This is a genomic window from Gilliamella sp. ESL0441, from assembly GCF_019469185.1.
Taxonomy (GTDB): Bacteria; Pseudomonadota; Gammaproteobacteria; order Enterobacterales; family Orbaceae; genus Gilliamella.
Genome location: NZ_CP048264.1, coordinates 1687439 through 1705247, shown reverse-complemented (window position 1 = coordinate 1705247; position 17809 = coordinate 1687439). Strand labels below are relative to the sequence as shown.

The following is a 17809-nucleotide window of genomic DNA, read 5'->3' as shown; positions in this document are numbered from 1 at the left end:
ACAGGGCTGAGCCCTGTAATTAAAAACTATTCTAACGCCTTTCCTTTAGTTTCTGGTATTAAAAACATAAATGCAGCAGCGGATAACAAGTAAGCAGCAGACAATAAAGCTAATGCATAGCTTATAGAATAAACCGTGGCTAAGTAGGCAATTAAGACTTGTGATACACCAGCAATTCCTCGTCCAACATTAAAGATAATGTTCTCAGCACTTGAACGTGCATCTGTTGGGTAGTGTTCAGCCAGTAGTGCACCATATCCTCCCATCATTCCATTGACAAAAAAACCAATCACTGAACCAAATAGTATTAAAACGACCATATCGGTTTGTTGAAAATAAAACCAAATGGATATGGCAGAAACTAATAAAAAGACAATATAAGAAGGTCGACGTCCAAATTTGTCACATAACCAACCAAAAATTAAAATGCCCAATGACATGCCGATGGTAGTTGATATTGTCCAAAACATGGTATTTTTGAATGATAGTCCTCGTTCGGTTGCGATCATGGTTGGCATCCATGTCATGATGCCATAAAAACCAAAGTTTTGTACGGCACAAGCAATGGTTAAACCAACAGTTGTTGAGGATGTTTTGACATTTTTAAATAGTTTGCCTATTGCGATTTTATTTTTGTTTTGATCTTTCAAAGATTGCCAAATTTCAGGTTCTTTCAATCCTTTGCGTGTCCAAGCAACAAACAGTGCAGGTAGTACTCCAACAGCAAAAGCCCAGCGCCAACCATGTGCTTCTCCGATAAAATTTACCGTTAAGGCTGCCAGTATAATGCCTAACTGAAATCCTAAAGCAACAATCGATGTTGCTCTTGAACGCTTGTGTTTAGGCCAACTTTCTGACACTAACGTCATGCCAATGCCAAACTCGCCACCTAGCCCAAGACCACTTAAAAAACGGAAAACTAAAAAGCTTTCATAATTTGGTGAAATAGCACACAGTCCGGTAAATACTGAAAATATAATAATAGTCCATGAAAAGACTTTTACTCGACCATATTTGTCTGCTAAGGTGCCAAAAAGTATTCCGCCCAGTACTGCACCTAATAATGTTACTGAGGTTAATGTTCCTAAATCGGTGTTGGTCAGGTTAAAAGTAGATTGAATTAGAGTAAAGCAGACCCCTAAAATCATCATATCCAAACCATCTAATGCGTAGCCGACAGTAGAGGCAAAAAGCGTTCTTTTTTGATAAGTTGTAATGGAACCAGTTTCACTTTCAGCTTGTTTAGATGTGTCTATCGCAGTCTTCATATTTACCTCTAATGATTGTGAATAGTTATTCAAACTTTACCTTTAGAATGGCTTGCTGGCGTATTCAATAAGGCAAGTTAAAAGCGGTGCAAAGTATATACTTAAAAACTTTAAAAATCCAAGCTAAAAGCCTTTACAATAGGATATGTGCTAGAAAATAATCATTTCTTGTAAGTTACTTTATATATAAACCTATTAAAAGATATATCTAAAGTTGAAAATTTTATTTTATGTAAAGAGTTGTAATATGGTGTTGATGATTTTTTGGATTAATCGTTTTTTTAAATAAGAACGAAAAATCGCTAATTTCCGCTGAGTGTTTCTCAGCGGATAATCTTGACTAGTCTTCGATAAAATACCAATAGCCTTTGTTAACTAAATCCAAAATGACCTTTAGCGTCGATTCTTCATCAAACTGTTCATAATAGAGTTCGTCTTCTTGGCATAAAAGATCAATAACAGGCATTGGCAAAGGGATTTTTTCACCATGTATATAGCCATAATCACCTACTTTTAGAATGCGTATGCTCGGTACTCGGCACAGATTATTAGTTTTTAAAAGCGATACAAATTCATCATATTCATAAGGTGGATCAACTGGCACAATATTTAATTCATGCATAGGAATTGTAATATGTTTGCCGAACCAATCGTTAAAGAGTTTAGGGGTTCTAACCAGTTCAATTATTTGGTCTTGTAATTTTTCTAATTCATAAGATTGTATCCGGTAAGAATCTTTGGGCAGTGTTAAATCGGGATCTTGATAAAATATACCATTAGGTAGGTTGTCGATAACATAATCCGCAAAGCCACTTAATAGTTCTTGAGACGTTTGGGTTCTAAAACCAACAGAATAACTGAGCGATTCTCCGATTGAAACCCCATTATGTGGGAAGCCTATCGGTATATACAGAATATCGCCCGCCGTAATTTCTTCATCAATGATAGGTTGATAGCTTTCAACATGAAGTAACGCTTTATGAGCACTAAATTGTTTATAATGCTCATTGCGGTCGCCAACCTGCCAACGTCGGCATCCTTTACCTTGAATGATAAATACATCATAGTTGTCAATATGAGGCCCCACGCCTGCCTTATCCGTCGCATAAGAAATCATCAGATCTTCAAATTGCCATTGTGGCAGGCATTTGAAAGGTTCAACTAATGTAGCTGCTTGTTCATGCCAGTGATCTACTGCCTGTACCAGCAGACTCCAATGATTTTCCCCTAAATGGTTAAAGTCGATGAAAGGTCCAAATTGTGCATCCCATTTTCCATCTTTATTGGTGACTATCCGGCTGTCAATCTCTTCTTCCATTGCTAATCCTGCAAGTTCTTCCGGCGTGATCGGATCGACAAAATGTTTAAAAGCATCACGTAAAATGACAGGCTTTTTTTGCCAATAATTGGTCAAAAAATCTTCCCAATCGATGGTTAACTTATTACTCATGTAACGCCCCTTGTAAATTAAATAATTGACAAAAGTTATTCGTTGTTTGTAATGCTATCTCGTCTAAAGAAACCCCTTTTAGGGCAGCTAAATAACCTGCGACTTCACGAACATAAGCAGGCTGATTCTCATTCCCTCGGTATGGTACAGGTGCTAAATAAGGCGAATCGGTTTCGACTAAAATACGATCTAGCGGCACATATCTAGCAACTTCACGTAATGGCTCAGCATTTTTAAAAGTAATAATACCTGAAAAAGAGATATAAAAACCGATATCTAATAATTGTTTAGCTGTATCAATATCTTCGGTAAAACAGTGCAACACGCCAGAATGGGCATGCTCATCTTTTAATATTTTCAAGGTATCTTGACGTGCATTACGTGTATGAACAATGATAGGTTTACTCAGTTTGCGTCCTAGGCGAATATGTTCTTTGAAGTTTGCTTGTTGCTGTTCAAGATTATCTTGTTGATAATAATAATCAAGTCCGGTTTCGCCAAGCGCAATCACATTTTCTTGGTTTGCTAACATTTCAAAACGAGTAGCATCATAGCTTTCTTCATCTAAATTAAGCGGATGAATACCACATGAAAATGAACACTGTTTAGTATAAGGTTGCAGTAAATCTCTCATCGATTCATAGCCCGAAAGTGTAGTTGCAACGCTTAAGCAATGTTTAACATCGTTCTGTATTGCTGCTTGCAATACTTCGTCAATCGATTTATTGCTAAAATCTAAGCTGTCTAAATGGCAATGAGAATCAATTAAATACATAAAAAACTCTTTTTATTTTTCAGAATGTTGTTCAAAATCTCTAACCGGTTTAATGGTTGACCAAGAACGGCAAGCAGGGCAAAGCCAGTAAATCGAATTGACCGTAAATCCACATTTTGTACAACGGTAGTTGGGCACTAACTTTATCTGCTCGCCTACCATATTACGTAAAAGTAAAAGGCTTTCTTTAGCTCGACCTTCTTCAGCATCTGCCACATGATAATTCATTAAGCGATAGAAACCTTTTAAATTTGGATGCCTGAGTAATTCACGATACATATAGTTTTGTGCAGCATCTAAACCATTAGATTTTTCAACCAAATCGGCAAGCATTAATTCTGCAACATTTCCTGTATCTTGTTCAACACAGAGTTGTAAAAATTGTTGAAACTGCGCTTGTTCATTTATTTGTAAATAGCATTCTTTTAATAGCGGTAAGGCCTCACCAATGAATGCTTTATCTTGTTGAAGTATCTGCTTAAAACATTCAATTGCTTGTACTATTTTATTTTGTACCATTAATACTCGACCAAGCATTAAAGAGGTTCTTGCACACTTAGAATCAGCAGCAGCGGATTTTTGTAATAAGTTGTAAGCTTTCTCTAAATCATCAGCAGCGATAGCAAGAGATGCCAACTCGCAATAAAATTGAGCAATATCCGTTCTGTATTTAATGTTTCCTAATCTAACTAACTTAGTGGCGGCATTTATAGCATTTAACCATTCACTGGTTGATTGATAAATAATAATTAGTTGCTGTAATGCATATTGTTGAAAGTCATCTTCGTCAATTAATTGTAGAAACATTTCTTCGGCACGGTCATAAAAACCAGCAACCATATAATCTCGCCCTAGTTGCTGTATTGCCAATAGGCGTTGTTCAAAAGTTAACGATGAACTTTCCATTAACGCTTGATGAATTCGTATTGCTCTGTCTACTTCACCTCGTGAACGGAATAAGTTTCCTAAAGTTAAATGAGCTTCAAGTGTTCCTTCATCTTCTTTTAACATATCAAGAAAAAGATCAACTGCTTTATCTTTCTGATTAGACAAAAGGAAATTCAAACCATCTACATATTCTCGAGATAGCCGATTAGATTCATTAAAGTATTTTTGTTTTGCATTTCTGTCACCCATATACCAGCCATAGGCGGCTGCTATAGGAAGTAACAGAAATAACAGTTCAAACATAATCGTCTTTTCTTAATTAATTTTGGTTAATTCATTTTTTTTGTCATTCATTATCAGTTCATCATATTTGGATTGTAATTTATCTAATTTACGTTTATTTGATGAGAGCTTTAATTTTATTTTCAAATAGAAAAAACCAGTTAAAAGCCATCCAATGATGAAACCTGAACCAAATAAAATGGCAAGTAAAGCAGATAATTTGAACTCTGATTTAGCAATTAAATAATTAAACTCGACAACTTGCTCATTAGCTGCTCCTAATGCTATCGATAGAGCAAACACAGCTATTATCATAATAACCATTATAATTAGTTTCATAATTGTGACCTTTTATTTAATCGTCTTGTAATCATTTTTATTGCTTTCTCGCACTTTTTGATAGTCCTTTATTAGCAAAAAACCAAAATTTTTTTTAATTTGATTAAAAATTATATATTGATGAATATTATTTATCTACTATATGCCATTTTCGTGCATAAACATAGCCGATTAATGAAATACACCAAGCTATTATTATGGCTAAAATTAAATCCTTCGGACTGTGCATGCCAAGTAATAATCGGCTTAGCTCAATTAAAACAGCCCATAAAATGACAGATGTAATAACAAAATAGTGACGTCTAAAGCTTAACAGCATAATGGCTAAAAAGGCAAACGTTGTAGAAAAAAGTGTATGTCCTGAAGGAAAAGAGTATCCCGTTTCATTTTGCCAATGTTTGGATAACCAACGAGGAATCACCGTTGAATCTTTTAGTAATTGATGAATCTTTTCTGCTCTCTCTGGTTTAGAAAGCGAATAAAAATACTGATCACTAATATTGAACTCTTTTGTCATCCATAAAACATAAGGTCTGGGTTCTGCCGTTTGTGATTTTATGATGGATTTAATAATTTGTCCTGATAATAAAACGCTGACAAGAATCACCCATATTAAAGTTATTTTTTTAAGAACATGATCTGATCTTTTAGTCAGTAATGCGCAAAATAATATAAAAAAAATTATTGATGTAATTATAGCCCATGGATAACTAGCTGTTTCAGTGATCCAAAAAAAATATTCAGTTTTATTGTCTAATGAATCTGGTAGCCAGTGCCAATTTATGGCTATAATAAACAATGGTACGACTAAAAAAATAGCCAATGTGGCTATTGTTTTTTTTATAACAAACCTCATTTAAAAACTCAATTAAAGCATATTGTGCTGTCTATTTTAACATAGATGTGGTTTATTTTTAATAGGCTCTTGTTTATGTTATTTATTTAATACGGAGATAATAATGCAATTAAAACATGTAGCTCAAGCAAAGCTACCAACGCCATGGGGCTGTTTCACTATTGTCGGATTTGAAGAAATTGCAACAGGCAAGGATCACGTCGCATTAGTTTTTGGTGATATTTCAGAGCCAAAGTCTATTTTGACTAGAGTGCATTCTGAATGTTTAACAGGTGATGCGTTATTCAGTTTGCGATGTGATTGCGGTTTTCAATTAGAAGCGGCTTTAAAACAAATTGCTAAAGAAGGTCAAGGAATTTTGATTTATCATCGACAAGAAGGGCGTAATATTGGCTTATTAAATAAAATTAGAGCTTATGCGCTGCAAGACCAAGGTTTAGATACAGTGGAAGCGAATGAGCAGTTAGGATTTGCAGCCGATGAGCGTGATTTTAAGCTTTGTGCTGATATGCTAGCGTTGCTCGGTGTATCAAAAATTCGTTTGCTGACGAATAATCCTGAAAAGATAAGAGTATTGGAACAAGCTGGTATTCAGGTTACAGAAAGAGTTCCTTTGGAAGTGGGTGAGAATCCAAATAACGAACACTATTTAGAAACCAAAGCCCATAAAATGGGGCATTTGCTTCATCTTCATCACTGCGATCATTAAACTCATTTGTTGTTATTGATAATTGATTTGACACAGTTGAACCTCAAAAACGAAATATGATTTTTTGAGGTTTTTAATATTTTATATACAAGTCGTTCAATATAAAGCAGGATTTATTAGTATTTATAGCAAATAAAAAGTATTATTCTTTATCAATTCTCAGCTCACCACCATTTGCTAGCTGATCTTTGGATAATTCGTGCATAATAATTTGTACCGCTTCAGGCTTACAATTAAGCGTTTGAACAATCGCGTCCGTTACGCGTTTAGCCATTTCTCTTTTTTGTTCAATAGTACGACCTTCTAAAAAATCGATGGTTACATTTGGCATAAAAAACTCCTAGTGTCTCATTGTGGCAAGTTGAGCATCCGTTAATGCGATATCTTGATTATGACAAATACCGATACCTGAGTGAATAATTTTTTCAGCAATAGCCTTGGCTTCATCCAATGAATGCATTTTGTAGGTGCCACATTGGTATTCGTTTAATTCAGGTATTTGGTTTTGTGATGTTACATTGAGGACATCATGCATGGATTTGAGCCAAGCATCAACCACGAGCGATTCATCAGGTTGACCGATTAAGCTCATGTAAAATCCTGTGCGACATCCCATAGGCGAGATATCAATAATTTCAACAGTATCACTGTTGAGATGATCGCGCATAAACCCTGCAAATAGATGTTCTAAAGTATGAATCCCTTTTTCAGGTAGTAGTGCTTTATTTGGAATAGTAAAACGAAGATCGAACACGGTGATATTATCGCCTTTTGGGGTTACCATCGTTTTTGCAACACGGACAAAAGGGGCTTGCATTTTTGTGTGATCAACTTTAAAACTATCTAATAATGGCATAAATTTCTCCTTGGTGTTGAGTTGCCAGTTATATTATCTATAACTGGACAAGTCCAAACAATCTTATTCATTAAGCAAACTTAACATCTCTTGTTCATCAATGACTTTAATGCCAAGTTGTTGCGCTTTTTCTAATTTTGAACCGGCCGATTCACCGGCAATCACCAGATCTGTATTTTTGGATACGCTTCCCGTCACTTTGGCGCCAAGTTGTTTTAATTTATCTTTGGCTTCATCACGTGTTAAAACAGATAGAGTCCCGGTTAACACAATCGTTTTACCCGAAAAAGGTGAATCGGTTGTCATTGATTGTGCTTGTGGATTGGTGTCTTGCCAATGAATACCAATATCATCACTGGTTAATTGTGCTATTACGTCTCGGTTATGGGGTTCTTGGAAAAAATCAATGATGCTTTCAGCAATAACTACACCAATATCATTAACTAATTGTAGTTGTTCTAATGATGCATTTTCAATTGCCGTTAAATTACCAAATTGGTTAGCCAAATTTTCAGCTGTAACTTCACCGACATTTGGTATACCAAGCGCAAAAATAAAGCGGCTTAAAGTTGTATTTTTTGAAGTATCGAGCGCAGCTAATAAATTTTTAGCCGATTTATCGCCTACTTTATCCAACGAACAGAGTAACGGTACCGTTAGTCTATAAAGATCTGCGGGTGTTTTAACGTAGTCTTTATCCACTAACTGTTCAATTAGTCTATCGCCCATTCCTTCCACATTCATGGCTCGACGGGATACAAAATGTTTAAGCGCTTCTTTTCGTTGCGCAGGGCAAATAAGTCCGCCTGCACAGCGAGATACGGCTTGCCCTTCATCACGAACAATTAAAGAACCACAAATCGGGCAGTGGGTTGGAAAGATAATCGCTTTAGTGTCGGCTGGTCTTCGATCTAATATGACCGATACAATTTTGGGAATTACATCACCTGCACGGCGTATAGAAACATAGTCACCTTCTCGGACACCTAATCGGGCGATTTCATCACTGTTATGCAAAGTTGCATTACTGACAATTACACCTGCAACAGACACTGGCTCTAGTCTTGCAACAGGCGTAATTGCGCCAGTTCTGCCGACTTGAAAGTCTACTTTATTTAATTGGGTAATTTCTTCTTGCGCAGGAAACTTAAACGCCGTTGCCCAACGAGGCGCACGGGCAACAAAACCAAGTTCTTCTTGTAAAGCGATACTGTTTACTTTGATGACCACACCGTCTATGTCAAAATCCAATGACATGCGCTCTTCACCAATTTGTTTAAAGTAATCTAAAGCAGCTTGCGCACCTTTTTTCACCTGAACTTTATCACTAACAGGTAATCCCCAAGTTTTAAGTTGCATTAAACGGTCATAATGCGTTTCGGGCAGACTCGCACCTTCAGTAACACCTAGACCATAACAGAAAAATGATAAAGGCCTTTTAGCTGTAATTTTAGGGTCTAATTGTCTCAGAGAGCCTGCTGCTGCATTACGAGGATTTGCAAAGACTTTTTCGTTTCGTTTTTCTGCTTCAGCATTGAGTTTGGCAAAGCCTTTATGTGACATGAACACTTCACCTCGAACTTCTAAGCGTCTTGGTATCTGCTCTCCCCTTAAAACCAGTGGAATGGTTTTTATTGTTTTGACGTTGGCAGTAATGTCTTCTCCTGTTGTGCCGTCTCCTCGGGTTGCTGCTTGCACAAATTGACCATCTTCATAAAGTAAACTTACCGCTAATCCATCTAATTTTAATTCACAACAATATTCTACCGGTTCATTTTCTTTTAAGTGTAAGCGATCTTTTACTCTTTTATTGAAGGCTATAAAACTCGTCTCATCAAAAACATTATCTAAAGATAACATTGGTATTTCGTGTTTTATCGAGGCAAATTGAGATAAGGGAGTACCGCCAACCCGTTGAGTAGGGGAGTCAGGGGTAATTAATTCGGGATGCTGCTGTTCAATAGTTTGAAGCTGTTTTATCAATCTATCATATTCCGCATCCGGAATTTCAGGCGCATCTAAGACATAATAACAATATTCATGATGTCTTATTTCATTACGTAATGAATTTAACTGTTCAGTGATTTTGTCTAAATCTGTAGTAGGGCTCTTTGAGTTTTCTGCTTTATTAGATAATGACATGATAATAGACTCTTTAATTAAAATATGGATTTTTGCAACATCATTACACATCAATCAAGAATGATATTAATTGATTTACTTTTTTTTGAAAATTTTGGTGCTAATTAACAATTTTAATTAGTGACTCGTACTTTCCACCAATTATTATTGGTGGAAAGAGAGTTTACTTATTGAAATAGTAATGGATTATATTTCGTTACAAGCTTTCTTAATTCGTTCTTTGTAAGTGTCGATTTTTTGAGGTGTAAGCATGTGTTGAGAATCATCTAAGACTACACCATTTACGTCATCAGCTATACGCTGAGCAGTTTGTAACATTAATTTGAAATTCTGTTGGTTGTTGCCTTTAGTTGGGGCAACCATGAATATTGATATTCCTGGTGTCGAAAATTCATGCATTGTTTCAGGATCTAAATACCCTGGATTAACCATATTGGCTAAACTAAATAAAACAGGGCCGTTACCCGCAGGATCGACATGGCGATGAAAAATTCTCATATCGCCAAATTGAAATCCAGATTGCATGATACTGGCCAATAACACATCGCCTTGTAACAATTTACCATTTATTCCGGTTACGTTTAAAACAATAATTTCAGTTTTATCTTCTTCGTTATCTTGATTTGATTTTGGCAGTTCACTGGTTTGATCTGATATCGTCGCCTCAAAATCAGTTTCCTGTTCTAATTGAGTATTTTTACTATCACTCGCCGTTACTTTATCGTTGATTATTTCAGATGTGCTATCTGAAGATGTTTCTTCTAAAGAGTCTTGATGAACAGTTATAGTTGGTTCAGGAGTAATATCGAGTTGCAAGTTTTCAACAATCTGATTACTAAATAGATCTTCTTGTTGAGGAATGTGTTCTTTTTCAATCAGGTCAATATTATCAATTTCTGGAATATCTGTTTTTTTGTCTTTAGTCTTAATCAATATGACATCTTCTTCGATGTTATCTGTATAAACATCGTTAGATTGTTCATCAATTGAGGTAATTTTCCTTTTCTTCTCTGAATTAAAAAGAGAAGAACGTTCCTTTTTATTTATCCATAATCCATGGATCAATAATGCAATTATGACCAAGGATGCAATAACAATCAGAACAATACGTAAATTATCCATAATAACCATCTCAAAATTAAATTAAATAAAGACTCAAATCATTCAAAAAAATGAATGAATATGATTACGGAGTACCACAATGTAAAATAAATATTTTTCCATTGCAAATTAAAAAATATTTATTAGTCCCAAGTAGTTTGAAATGTCGTTTTCAGTTCAAAATACTTTCCCTCTATAAATCAATATACATATATTACTTTATTTCTGCGAATAATCATAATTATCGATTTAAATTTTTTTAGTGCAACTGGTAATCTCGTTTTTAGAACTCTGTGCTATTACCTGTAAAGATACTTACAATTTATGCATAAGTTTTGTAAAATCGTCGGTTACTTTCAAATAATTTTTATAATTATTCAAATAACGATTAAGTTTATTGAGGTCATTTTTATATGAGATTTAACAAGCTATTACTCACTATTCCGGTAGCACTCACCAGCTTATTTTTACTGTCAAGCTGCGATGATAACAAATCACAAGGCGGTAATAATCAGATACCAAAAGTTACGGTGTTTAAAGTTGAGCCATTGAATTACACTTTAAAGATTGGTTTACCTGGTCGAGTTGTCGCTTCGCAAATTGCTGAAATTAGACCTCAAGTAAGTGGCATCGTTTTAAAACGAGAATTTGAAGAAAGTTCAAATGTAAAAGCAGGGCAATCACTTTATCAAATCGATCCTGCTATTTATCAAGCCAATTATGATAGTGCTGTTGCAAGTGTTGCAAGTGCTAAAGCTAATGCAAGTATTGCTCAACTGACATTAAAACGTTATGCAGGCTTATTAAAAACCAAATCAATTAGTCAGCAAGATTATGATAAAGCAGCGGCAGATGCTCAGCAGGCAGAAGCCAGTGTACTTGTTGCTCAAGCAGCTGAACATACCGCTAAAGTTAATTTAGATTATACTAAAGTGTATTCGCCTATTGATGGCTATATCGGTAAGTCTAGTGTCACTGAGGGTGCATTAGTTTCAGCAGGTCAAGCAACGGCATTAGCATTAGTTCAAAAACTAGATCCTATCTATATTGATATGACTGAAGCGGCAACGCGTTACAATAAATATAATCAAGATCAAAACGTGATTTATGAACCCGCGAAAGGTAATAATGTTGAACTTTATTTTAATGACGGTTCAAAATATGACGTAGCGGGAAGTATCAAGTTTTCTGATATGACGGTGAATGAAACGACAGGTACCGTTACCCTTAGATCTGAATTTCCAAATCCAGAAGGTAAAATTTTGCCAGGTATGTTCGTCAAGCCTCAATTGACGTTAGGCTATATTAAAAACGCAAAACTTGTTCCTCAACAAGGTATTACGAGTAATGGCAAAGGCCAATATACAGCGAAAATCCTTAAACCTGATAATACCATTGAATATCGCCAAGATATTCAAGTTTATACCGGTATTAATGGTTATTGGGTGGTGACGAAAGGTATTGATATTGGTGAACAAGTTATCACGACAGGTTTACTTAATTTAACGGCAGTTGAGATGGGTAAACCAATGAAAGGCCAAATTGTTGGTGAGCCAGCTACTCTTACTCAAGAACAGTTAGATAATATCATCAAAAACAGCGTGAAATAAAACAGGGGTAGATTTAATTATGGCTAAGTTTTTTATTGATAGACCTGTTTTTGCATGGGTAATAGCTATCATGATGATGCTAGGTGGAGCGCTATGTATAAAACTGCTAGCAGTTGAACAATACCCCGATATTGCTCCTCCTGCTGTTACTGTTTCAGCAGCTTATCCCGGTGCAGATGCTCAAACAATTGAAAACACCGTTACACAGTTAATCGAACAAAATCTGACTGGGATAGATAATTTAATCTATATGAAATCAACCAGTAGTGCGCAAGGTGTTGTTCAAACTACGTTGACTTTTGCGCCGGGAACGAATCCTGATTTTGCGCAAGTGCAGGTGTTAAATAAAGTTGAAAGTATTAAGTCTCGTTTACCTGAAAGTGTTCAAAAAAATGGTGTTTCAGTTGCTAAAAATAACACTAACTTCCTAAAAGTTATTGGTTTTTACTCAACGAACCCTCAAAAGACGCAGGCAGATATCGCTGACTTTATTTATTCGACTGTACAAGATCCGATTCGTCGTGTTCAAGGTGTTGGGGATACGACTTTATTTGGTTCAGAATACGCAATGCGTATTTGGCTTGATCCCAATAAACTCAGTTATTTCAATATGTCAATTGAAGAGATTATTGCGGCAATTCAAGCACAAAATGCTCAGGTAACAGCGGGTCAATTAGGTGCATTACCTTCAACTGAAGGTCAGGAACTTAATGCAACGATAACGGCTCAATCTCGTTTAAAAACACCAGAACAATTTCAAAATATTTTAGTTCGGGTTAATACCGACGGTTCTAATATTTTATTGAAAGATGTTGCCAACGTTGAAATTGGTGCATCCGATTATAATTTTATCTCTCGCTATGACGGTAAACCATCGGCTGGTTTAGCCATTTATTTGGCGACAGGCGCAAACCAATTAGATACCTCTGAATTAGTCGATAAAAAAATCGAAGAGTTATCGGCAATCTTCCCGGAAGATATTAAATTTGCTTATCCATACGATACAACTCCATTTGTTAAATTATCTATCAGTAATGTTGTGCATACTCTGATTGAAGCAATAGTATTAGTTGTTATCGTCATGTATATATTTTTGCAAAATCTTCGTTCAACTCTTATACCAACCATTACCGTTCCGGTTGTATTGTTAGGAACGTTTGCAATCTTATATATTTGTGGATTTACCATAAATACGTTATCGATGTTTGCGATGGTGTTAGCAATCGGGTTACTGGTGGATGATGCTATCGTCGTTATCGAAAACGTTGAGCGTATCATGCATGATGAAGGATTGTCCCCGTATGATGCAACGGTTAAATCAATGGAACAGATAACTTCTGCTTTAATTGGTATTGCCGTTGTATTATCTGCTGTGTTTGTACCTATGGCATTTTATGGTGGTGCAGCAGGGGGAATTTATCGTCAATTCTCAATTACCATTGTTACCTCGATGTCATTGTCTGTGATTATGGCAATCGTTTTAACGCCTGCTCTTTGTGCTCAGATTTTAAAAGCACCATCAAAAAGTAAAAACAAAAAATCGACGTTTGGGGAAAAATTAATCTCGATTCCACCATTTAGCTGGTGTGATAAAGGAACCAAACTATTCTTTGGCGCGTTTAATAAATTTTATAACAAAGGACTCCATACTTATGAGAAAGGCGTAATTAAAGTAATACGTTATCCTTTAATTGCCTTTGTTTGTTATGTCGTTATCATTGTTGGATTAATATTTGGATTTAACCGCTTACCAACTGGGTTTTTACCTAATGAAGATCAGGGTGTATTAATTGTCATGGTCGAATTACCACCCGGATCAACCTTAGAACAAACCATGTCAGTATTGAATAAAACAACTCAGTTTTATATGGAAAAGAAAGCTGATTCTGTTAAAGAAGTCTTTACTGTTGCAGGGTTTAGTATGGTCGGTCGTGGACAAAATATGGGGCTTGGATTTGTTCGCTTAAAAGATTGGGATGAGCGTAAACGCCCTGATCAAAAAGTGGATGCTTTAGTTGGCAGTGGTTGGGGCTTTGCATCTACTATTACTGAAGGTCGTGTAATTATAGCTAACCTACCGGCGGTTCCGTCTTTAGGGATGGCTAATGGTTTCTCCTATATGCTAAAAGACACCTCAGGACAAGGGCATGAAGCTTTAATGGGGGCTTTTTATCAAATCTTAGGACAAGCATCGAAAAGACCTGAACTTCAACAAGTGCGTCCGGGCAGTATGTTAGATGTTCCTCAGTATAAAATTAATGTGGATTTCGAAACAGCTCAAGCGCTTGGTGTTTCAGTCAGTAGCGTTAATACAGTGTTATCTACTGCATTAGGTTCTGCTTATATCGATGACTTTGTCTATAATAACCGAGTCAAAAAAGTGTATCTTCAATCTGAAGCGGCTTATCGAATGTTGCCTGATGATTTTAGTTATTGGCATGTAAAAAATCAAAAAGGTCAAATGGTTCCTTATGATGCATTTGCAACCACTTCGAAAAGTTATGGTTCACCATCGCTTGTTCGTTATGATGGAGTTGCTGCAATGGGAATTAGTGGATCTGCTGCGCCGGGCTTAAGTTCTGGTCAAGCTATGGCAATTATGGAACAGCTATCAAAAGACTTACCAAAAGGCTTTACATTTGACTGGACAGATATTTCTTATCAAGAACGTCAAACAGGATCACAAACGACGACACTTTATATAATCTCTATTATTGTCGTGTTCTTGGCATTAGCTGCATTGTATGAAAGTTGGAGTGTACCAATTTCAATATTATTCGTAATTCCACTTGGTATTTTAGGAACGGTGATTGCAACAATGTTTAGAGGACTTGATAATGATATTTACTTTATTGTCGGTCTATTAACCACAATGGGGCTGTCAGCGAAAAATGCTATCTTGATTGTTGAATTTGCGAAAGATGCTTTAGAAAAAGAAGGTAAATCGCTGATTGATGCAACACTTGAAGCTTGTCGATTACGTTTACGCCCAATTTTAATGACATCGTTTGCCTTTATTTTAGGGGTATTACCTTTAGCGTTAAATAGCGGTGCAGGTTCAGCAAGCCAAAACGCGGTAGGTACAGGGGTAATTGGTGGTATGTTAACAGCGACATTCTTAGCGATATTTTATGTACCATTATTCTTCTTATTTATTACCAAAATGTTTACTAAACATAAAAATAAGGTTGTTTTACCAAGTAATTTTTCGCACAACACTGATCAAAAGTAGTAAGTTGACAGATTGAAATGCATATCTTAGCGCTAGCTAGGATGTGCATTAAATAGTAAAGTCGAAATCTTATTAATAAGGTGACCAATAAAAAAGCACGATTTTATCGTGCTTTTTTATTGAATTTTTAATCTTATACTCATGAAAATGTCATCTGATTTTAAACATTTAGGTGTAAAAATTAATCCAATGAATAAATAGTATTATCGCTTTACTATTGATGTTAAGGCGTATTCGTTATTATTTAGGTTAGCTGATCGCACTATTTTGCAAGGGCAATGTAGGATAATTAAATTTATTTTACAGATTTGACTAAATGTCGACTCATATGGGCATGAGTAATAGCGATAGCTAATGCATCAGCAGCATCAGCTTGTGGACTAGCGGGTAATTTTAACAAGAGTTTTACCATATGCTGAACTTGTTTTTTATCGGCAGCCCCAGTACCTACTACACTTTGTTTTACTAAACGAGCCGCATATTCAAAAACAGGTAAATCATTATTAACTGCTGCAACAATAGCTGAGCCTCTGGCTTGACCTAACTTTAATGCGGAATCAGCATTGCGAGCCATAAAGACTTGTTCGATAGCGAACATATTGGGTTGGAATTGTAAGATGATTTCGCTCACACCTGCATAAATGCGTTTTAATCGAGTTGGTAAATCATCGACGGCTGTACGAATACAACCACTACCAAGATAGGTTAATTGTCGTCCTGTTTGACGAATTACACCGTAACCCGTCAAACGAGAACCAGGATCTATGCCAAGAATGATAGACATTAAAGTGCAGCAGCGACTTCGTCCGAAACTTCACCGTTATGGTAAACTTCTTGAACATCATCACAATCTTCAAGCATGTCGATCAAACGTAATAATTTTGGTGCAGAATCAATATCAAGATCCACTTTGGTCGCAGGAATCATTGATACTTCAGCCGATTCAGCAACTAGACCTGCTGCATCAAGTGCATCTTTTACTTCACCAAATGATTCTGGTGTGGTAAAGACATCAATTGCACCATCATCATAAGTGACAACATCATCAGCTCCAGCTTCTAAAGCTGCATCCATTACTTTGTCTTCATCTGTACCTGTAGGATAAGAAATAACGCCTTTTTTGGTAAACAAGTAAGATACTGAACCATCGGTACCTAAATTACCACCAGTTTTGGTGAAAGCATGACGAACTTCTGAAACCGTACGATTACGATTGTCACTTAAACATTCAACCATAACGGCAGTGCCAGCAGGGCCATAGCCTTCGTAAATGATTGTTTCCATATCACTATCATCTTCACCACCGACACCACGCGCAATAGCACGATTCATGGTATCACGAGTCATATTATTTGATAGTGCTTTATCCATTGCAGCACGTAAACGAGGATTTGACGCTGGATCGCCACCACCTAGTTTGGCTGCTGTTACAAGCTCTCGAATAATTTTAGTAAAAATTTTACCGCGTTTAGCATCTTGTGCCGCTTTACGATGTTTGGTATTGGCCCATTTACTATGACCTGCCATAGAATTCTCCAGGTTAGATAATTTAAAAATCGCCACATTTTAACAAACTTTTAGTGAAAGTTCATTATCTATGTACTATTCATTTTTATTTATGATTATCTAAAACCAAAAATTGAATATAAAGGTTTATATTTCATTTAATTCAATTTTTTGGTCACGCTTCTGTTTTGATGTTATTTTGTACCAAAATAGATTAATTAATTAACTTTGATCAAGATCACAACTTTAGATTTTATTTGTTGCTATAAAAATTTATTCAATAGATGATGGCCAGTCGAAACGTTTCGATAACCATTACTAGGTAACTATTCAAGGATTCTACTATGTACAAAGGTCAATTGCTTAATTCTGAGATACTTCAGATTTTGTCAAAAATGGGGCATTCCGATCAAATCGCAATAGGTGATGCGGGTTTACCCATTCCAAATAATATTCAACGAATCGATTTGGCATTAACTTATGGAATACCATCATTCATGCAAGTTTTTGAATCGTTGTCTAAAGATATGCAGATTGAAAAAGTGATACTTGCTGAAGAAATTATTTATCGAAATCCTGATTTGCACAGACAAGTGTTAAAACAGATTGAAAAGTTTGAGCAACTTCAGAAAAATACGATTGAGACGGCCTACATTACACATGAAATGTTAAAAGTTCAGACTCATCACTGTAAAGCGGTTATCAGAACGGGTGAATGCTCACCATTTGCTAACATCATTTTGCAGTCGGGCGTAATTTTCTAATCCTGTTAATCCAACAACGTAATGAGAGATT

At 35.9% G+C, this 17809-nt stretch carries 16 protein-coding genes; 4 read left to right on the top strand and 12 right to left on the bottom strand.

Annotated elements, in window-relative coordinates; translation table 11 throughout:
* Positions 1 to 26: 26 nt before the first annotated feature.
* The 6 genes from GYM75_RS07650 to GYM75_RS07625 form a co-directional block, all read right to left on the bottom strand.
* Entirely contained in the window at positions 27 to 1268 is a 1242-nt protein-coding gene (locus GYM75_RS07650) for an MFS transporter (protein ID WP_220215386.1), read from the bottom strand.
* 340 nt (positions 1269 to 1608) lie between these two features.
* Positions 1609 to 2718, bottom strand: a complete 1110-nt coding sequence (locus GYM75_RS07645; RefSeq protein WP_220215385.1) for a cupin domain-containing protein — start codon at positions 2716 to 2718, stop codon at positions 1609 to 1611.
* Positions 2711 to 3493, bottom strand: a complete 783-nt coding sequence (locus GYM75_RS07640) for a YchF/TatD family DNA exonuclease (protein WP_220215384.1) — start codon at positions 3491 to 3493, stop codon at positions 2711 to 2713. Before GYM75_RS07640 ends, GYM75_RS07645 begins: the two co-directional genes overlap by 8 nt.
* 12 nt (positions 3494 to 3505) lie before the next feature.
* Complete coding sequence (gene lapB / locus GYM75_RS07635; RefSeq protein WP_220215383.1) at positions 3506 to 4684, bottom strand: lipopolysaccharide assembly protein LapB; 1179 nt, start codon at positions 4682 to 4684, stop codon at positions 3506 to 3508.
* Positions 4685 to 4696: 12 nt separating this feature from the next.
* A complete protein-coding gene (locus tag GYM75_RS07630; protein WP_220215382.1) occupies positions 4697 to 5002 on the bottom strand; it encodes a LapA family protein in 306 nt (101 codons plus the stop codon).
* Positions 5003 to 5129: 127 nt separating this feature from the next.
* The gene (locus GYM75_RS07625; RefSeq protein ID WP_220215381.1) at positions 5130 to 5858 is read right to left on the bottom strand and encodes a phosphatase PAP2 family protein; all 729 of its coding nucleotides are present in this window, start codon (positions 5856 to 5858) and stop codon (positions 5130 to 5132) included.
* Positions 5859 to 5961: 103 nt separating this feature from the next.
* On the opposite strand from GYM75_RS07625, the gene ribA reads away from it, so the two are divergent.
* On the top strand, positions 5962 to 6567 hold the full coding sequence (ribA, locus tag GYM75_RS07620; RefSeq protein WP_220215380.1) for a GTP cyclohydrolase II: 606 nt from the start codon (positions 5962 to 5964) through the stop codon (positions 6565 to 6567).
* A 142-nt stretch (positions 6568 to 6709) separates the two neighbouring features.
* On the opposite strand, the gene GYM75_RS07615 is transcribed toward ribA, so the two are convergent.
* The 4 genes from GYM75_RS07615 to zipA all read right to left on the bottom strand — a co-directional run bounded on the left by GYM75_RS07615 (position 6710) and on the right by zipA (position 10690).
* Positions 6710 to 6898, bottom strand: a complete 189-nt coding sequence (locus GYM75_RS07615; protein WP_220215379.1) for a 2-hydroxymuconate tautomerase — start codon at positions 6896 to 6898, stop codon at positions 6710 to 6712.
* A 9-nt stretch (positions 6899 to 6907) separates the two neighbouring features.
* Positions 6908 to 7423 carry an S-ribosylhomocysteine lyase gene (gene luxS / locus GYM75_RS07610; protein ID WP_220215378.1) on the bottom strand — a complete coding sequence of 172 codons (516 nt, stop codon included), beginning with the start codon at positions 7421 to 7423 and terminating at the stop codon, positions 6908 to 6910.
* 63 nt (positions 7424 to 7486) lie between these two features.
* Positions 7487 to 9565, bottom strand: coding sequence for an NAD-dependent DNA ligase LigA (ligA, locus tag GYM75_RS07605; RefSeq protein ID WP_220215377.1), 2079 nt, complete (start codon positions 9563 to 9565; stop codon positions 7487 to 7489).
* 186 nt (positions 9566 to 9751) lie between these two features.
* Complete coding sequence (gene zipA, locus GYM75_RS07600) at positions 9752 to 10690, bottom strand: cell division protein ZipA (RefSeq protein WP_370632169.1); 939 nt, start codon at positions 10688 to 10690, stop codon at positions 9752 to 9754.
* 389 nt (positions 10691 to 11079) lie between these two features.
* Here zipA and GYM75_RS07595 point away from each other — a divergent pair, with 389 nt between their 5' ends.
* Together GYM75_RS07595 and GYM75_RS07590 are read left to right on the top strand one after the other, a co-directional pair.
* Positions 11080 to 12276 (top strand): efflux RND transporter periplasmic adaptor subunit, encoded by a 1197-nt coding sequence (locus GYM75_RS07595; RefSeq protein ID WP_220215375.1) that lies wholly within the window; start codon positions 11080 to 11082, stop codon positions 12274 to 12276.
* A 19-nt stretch (positions 12277 to 12295) separates the two neighbouring features.
* A complete protein-coding gene (locus tag GYM75_RS07590) occupies positions 12296 to 15508 on the top strand; it encodes an efflux RND transporter permease subunit (protein ID WP_220215374.1) in 3213 nt (1070 codons plus the stop codon).
* Between the two features lie 295 nt (positions 15509 to 15803).
* Here GYM75_RS07590 and ruvC read toward each other — a convergent pair whose 3' ends face one another.
* Together ruvC and GYM75_RS07580 are read right to left on the bottom strand one after the other, a co-directional pair.
* A complete protein-coding gene (gene ruvC, locus GYM75_RS07585) occupies positions 15804 to 16292 on the bottom strand; it encodes a crossover junction endodeoxyribonuclease RuvC (RefSeq protein ID WP_220215373.1) in 489 nt (162 codons plus the stop codon).
* The gene (locus GYM75_RS07580; protein ID WP_065557873.1) at positions 16292 to 17035 is read right to left on the bottom strand and encodes a YebC/PmpR family DNA-binding transcriptional regulator; all 744 of its coding nucleotides are present in this window, start codon (positions 17033 to 17035) and stop codon (positions 16292 to 16294) included. The genes ruvC and GYM75_RS07580 overlap by 1 nt, the downstream gene beginning before the upstream one ends.
* Before the next feature lie 323 nt (positions 17036 to 17358).
* Between GYM75_RS07580 and rbsD the strand changes: the two genes are divergently transcribed.
* A complete protein-coding gene (gene rbsD / locus GYM75_RS07575; RefSeq protein WP_220215372.1) occupies positions 17359 to 17778 on the top strand; it encodes a D-ribose pyranase in 420 nt (139 codons plus the stop codon).
* The last annotated feature ends 31 nt before the right edge of the window (positions 17779 to 17809 follow it).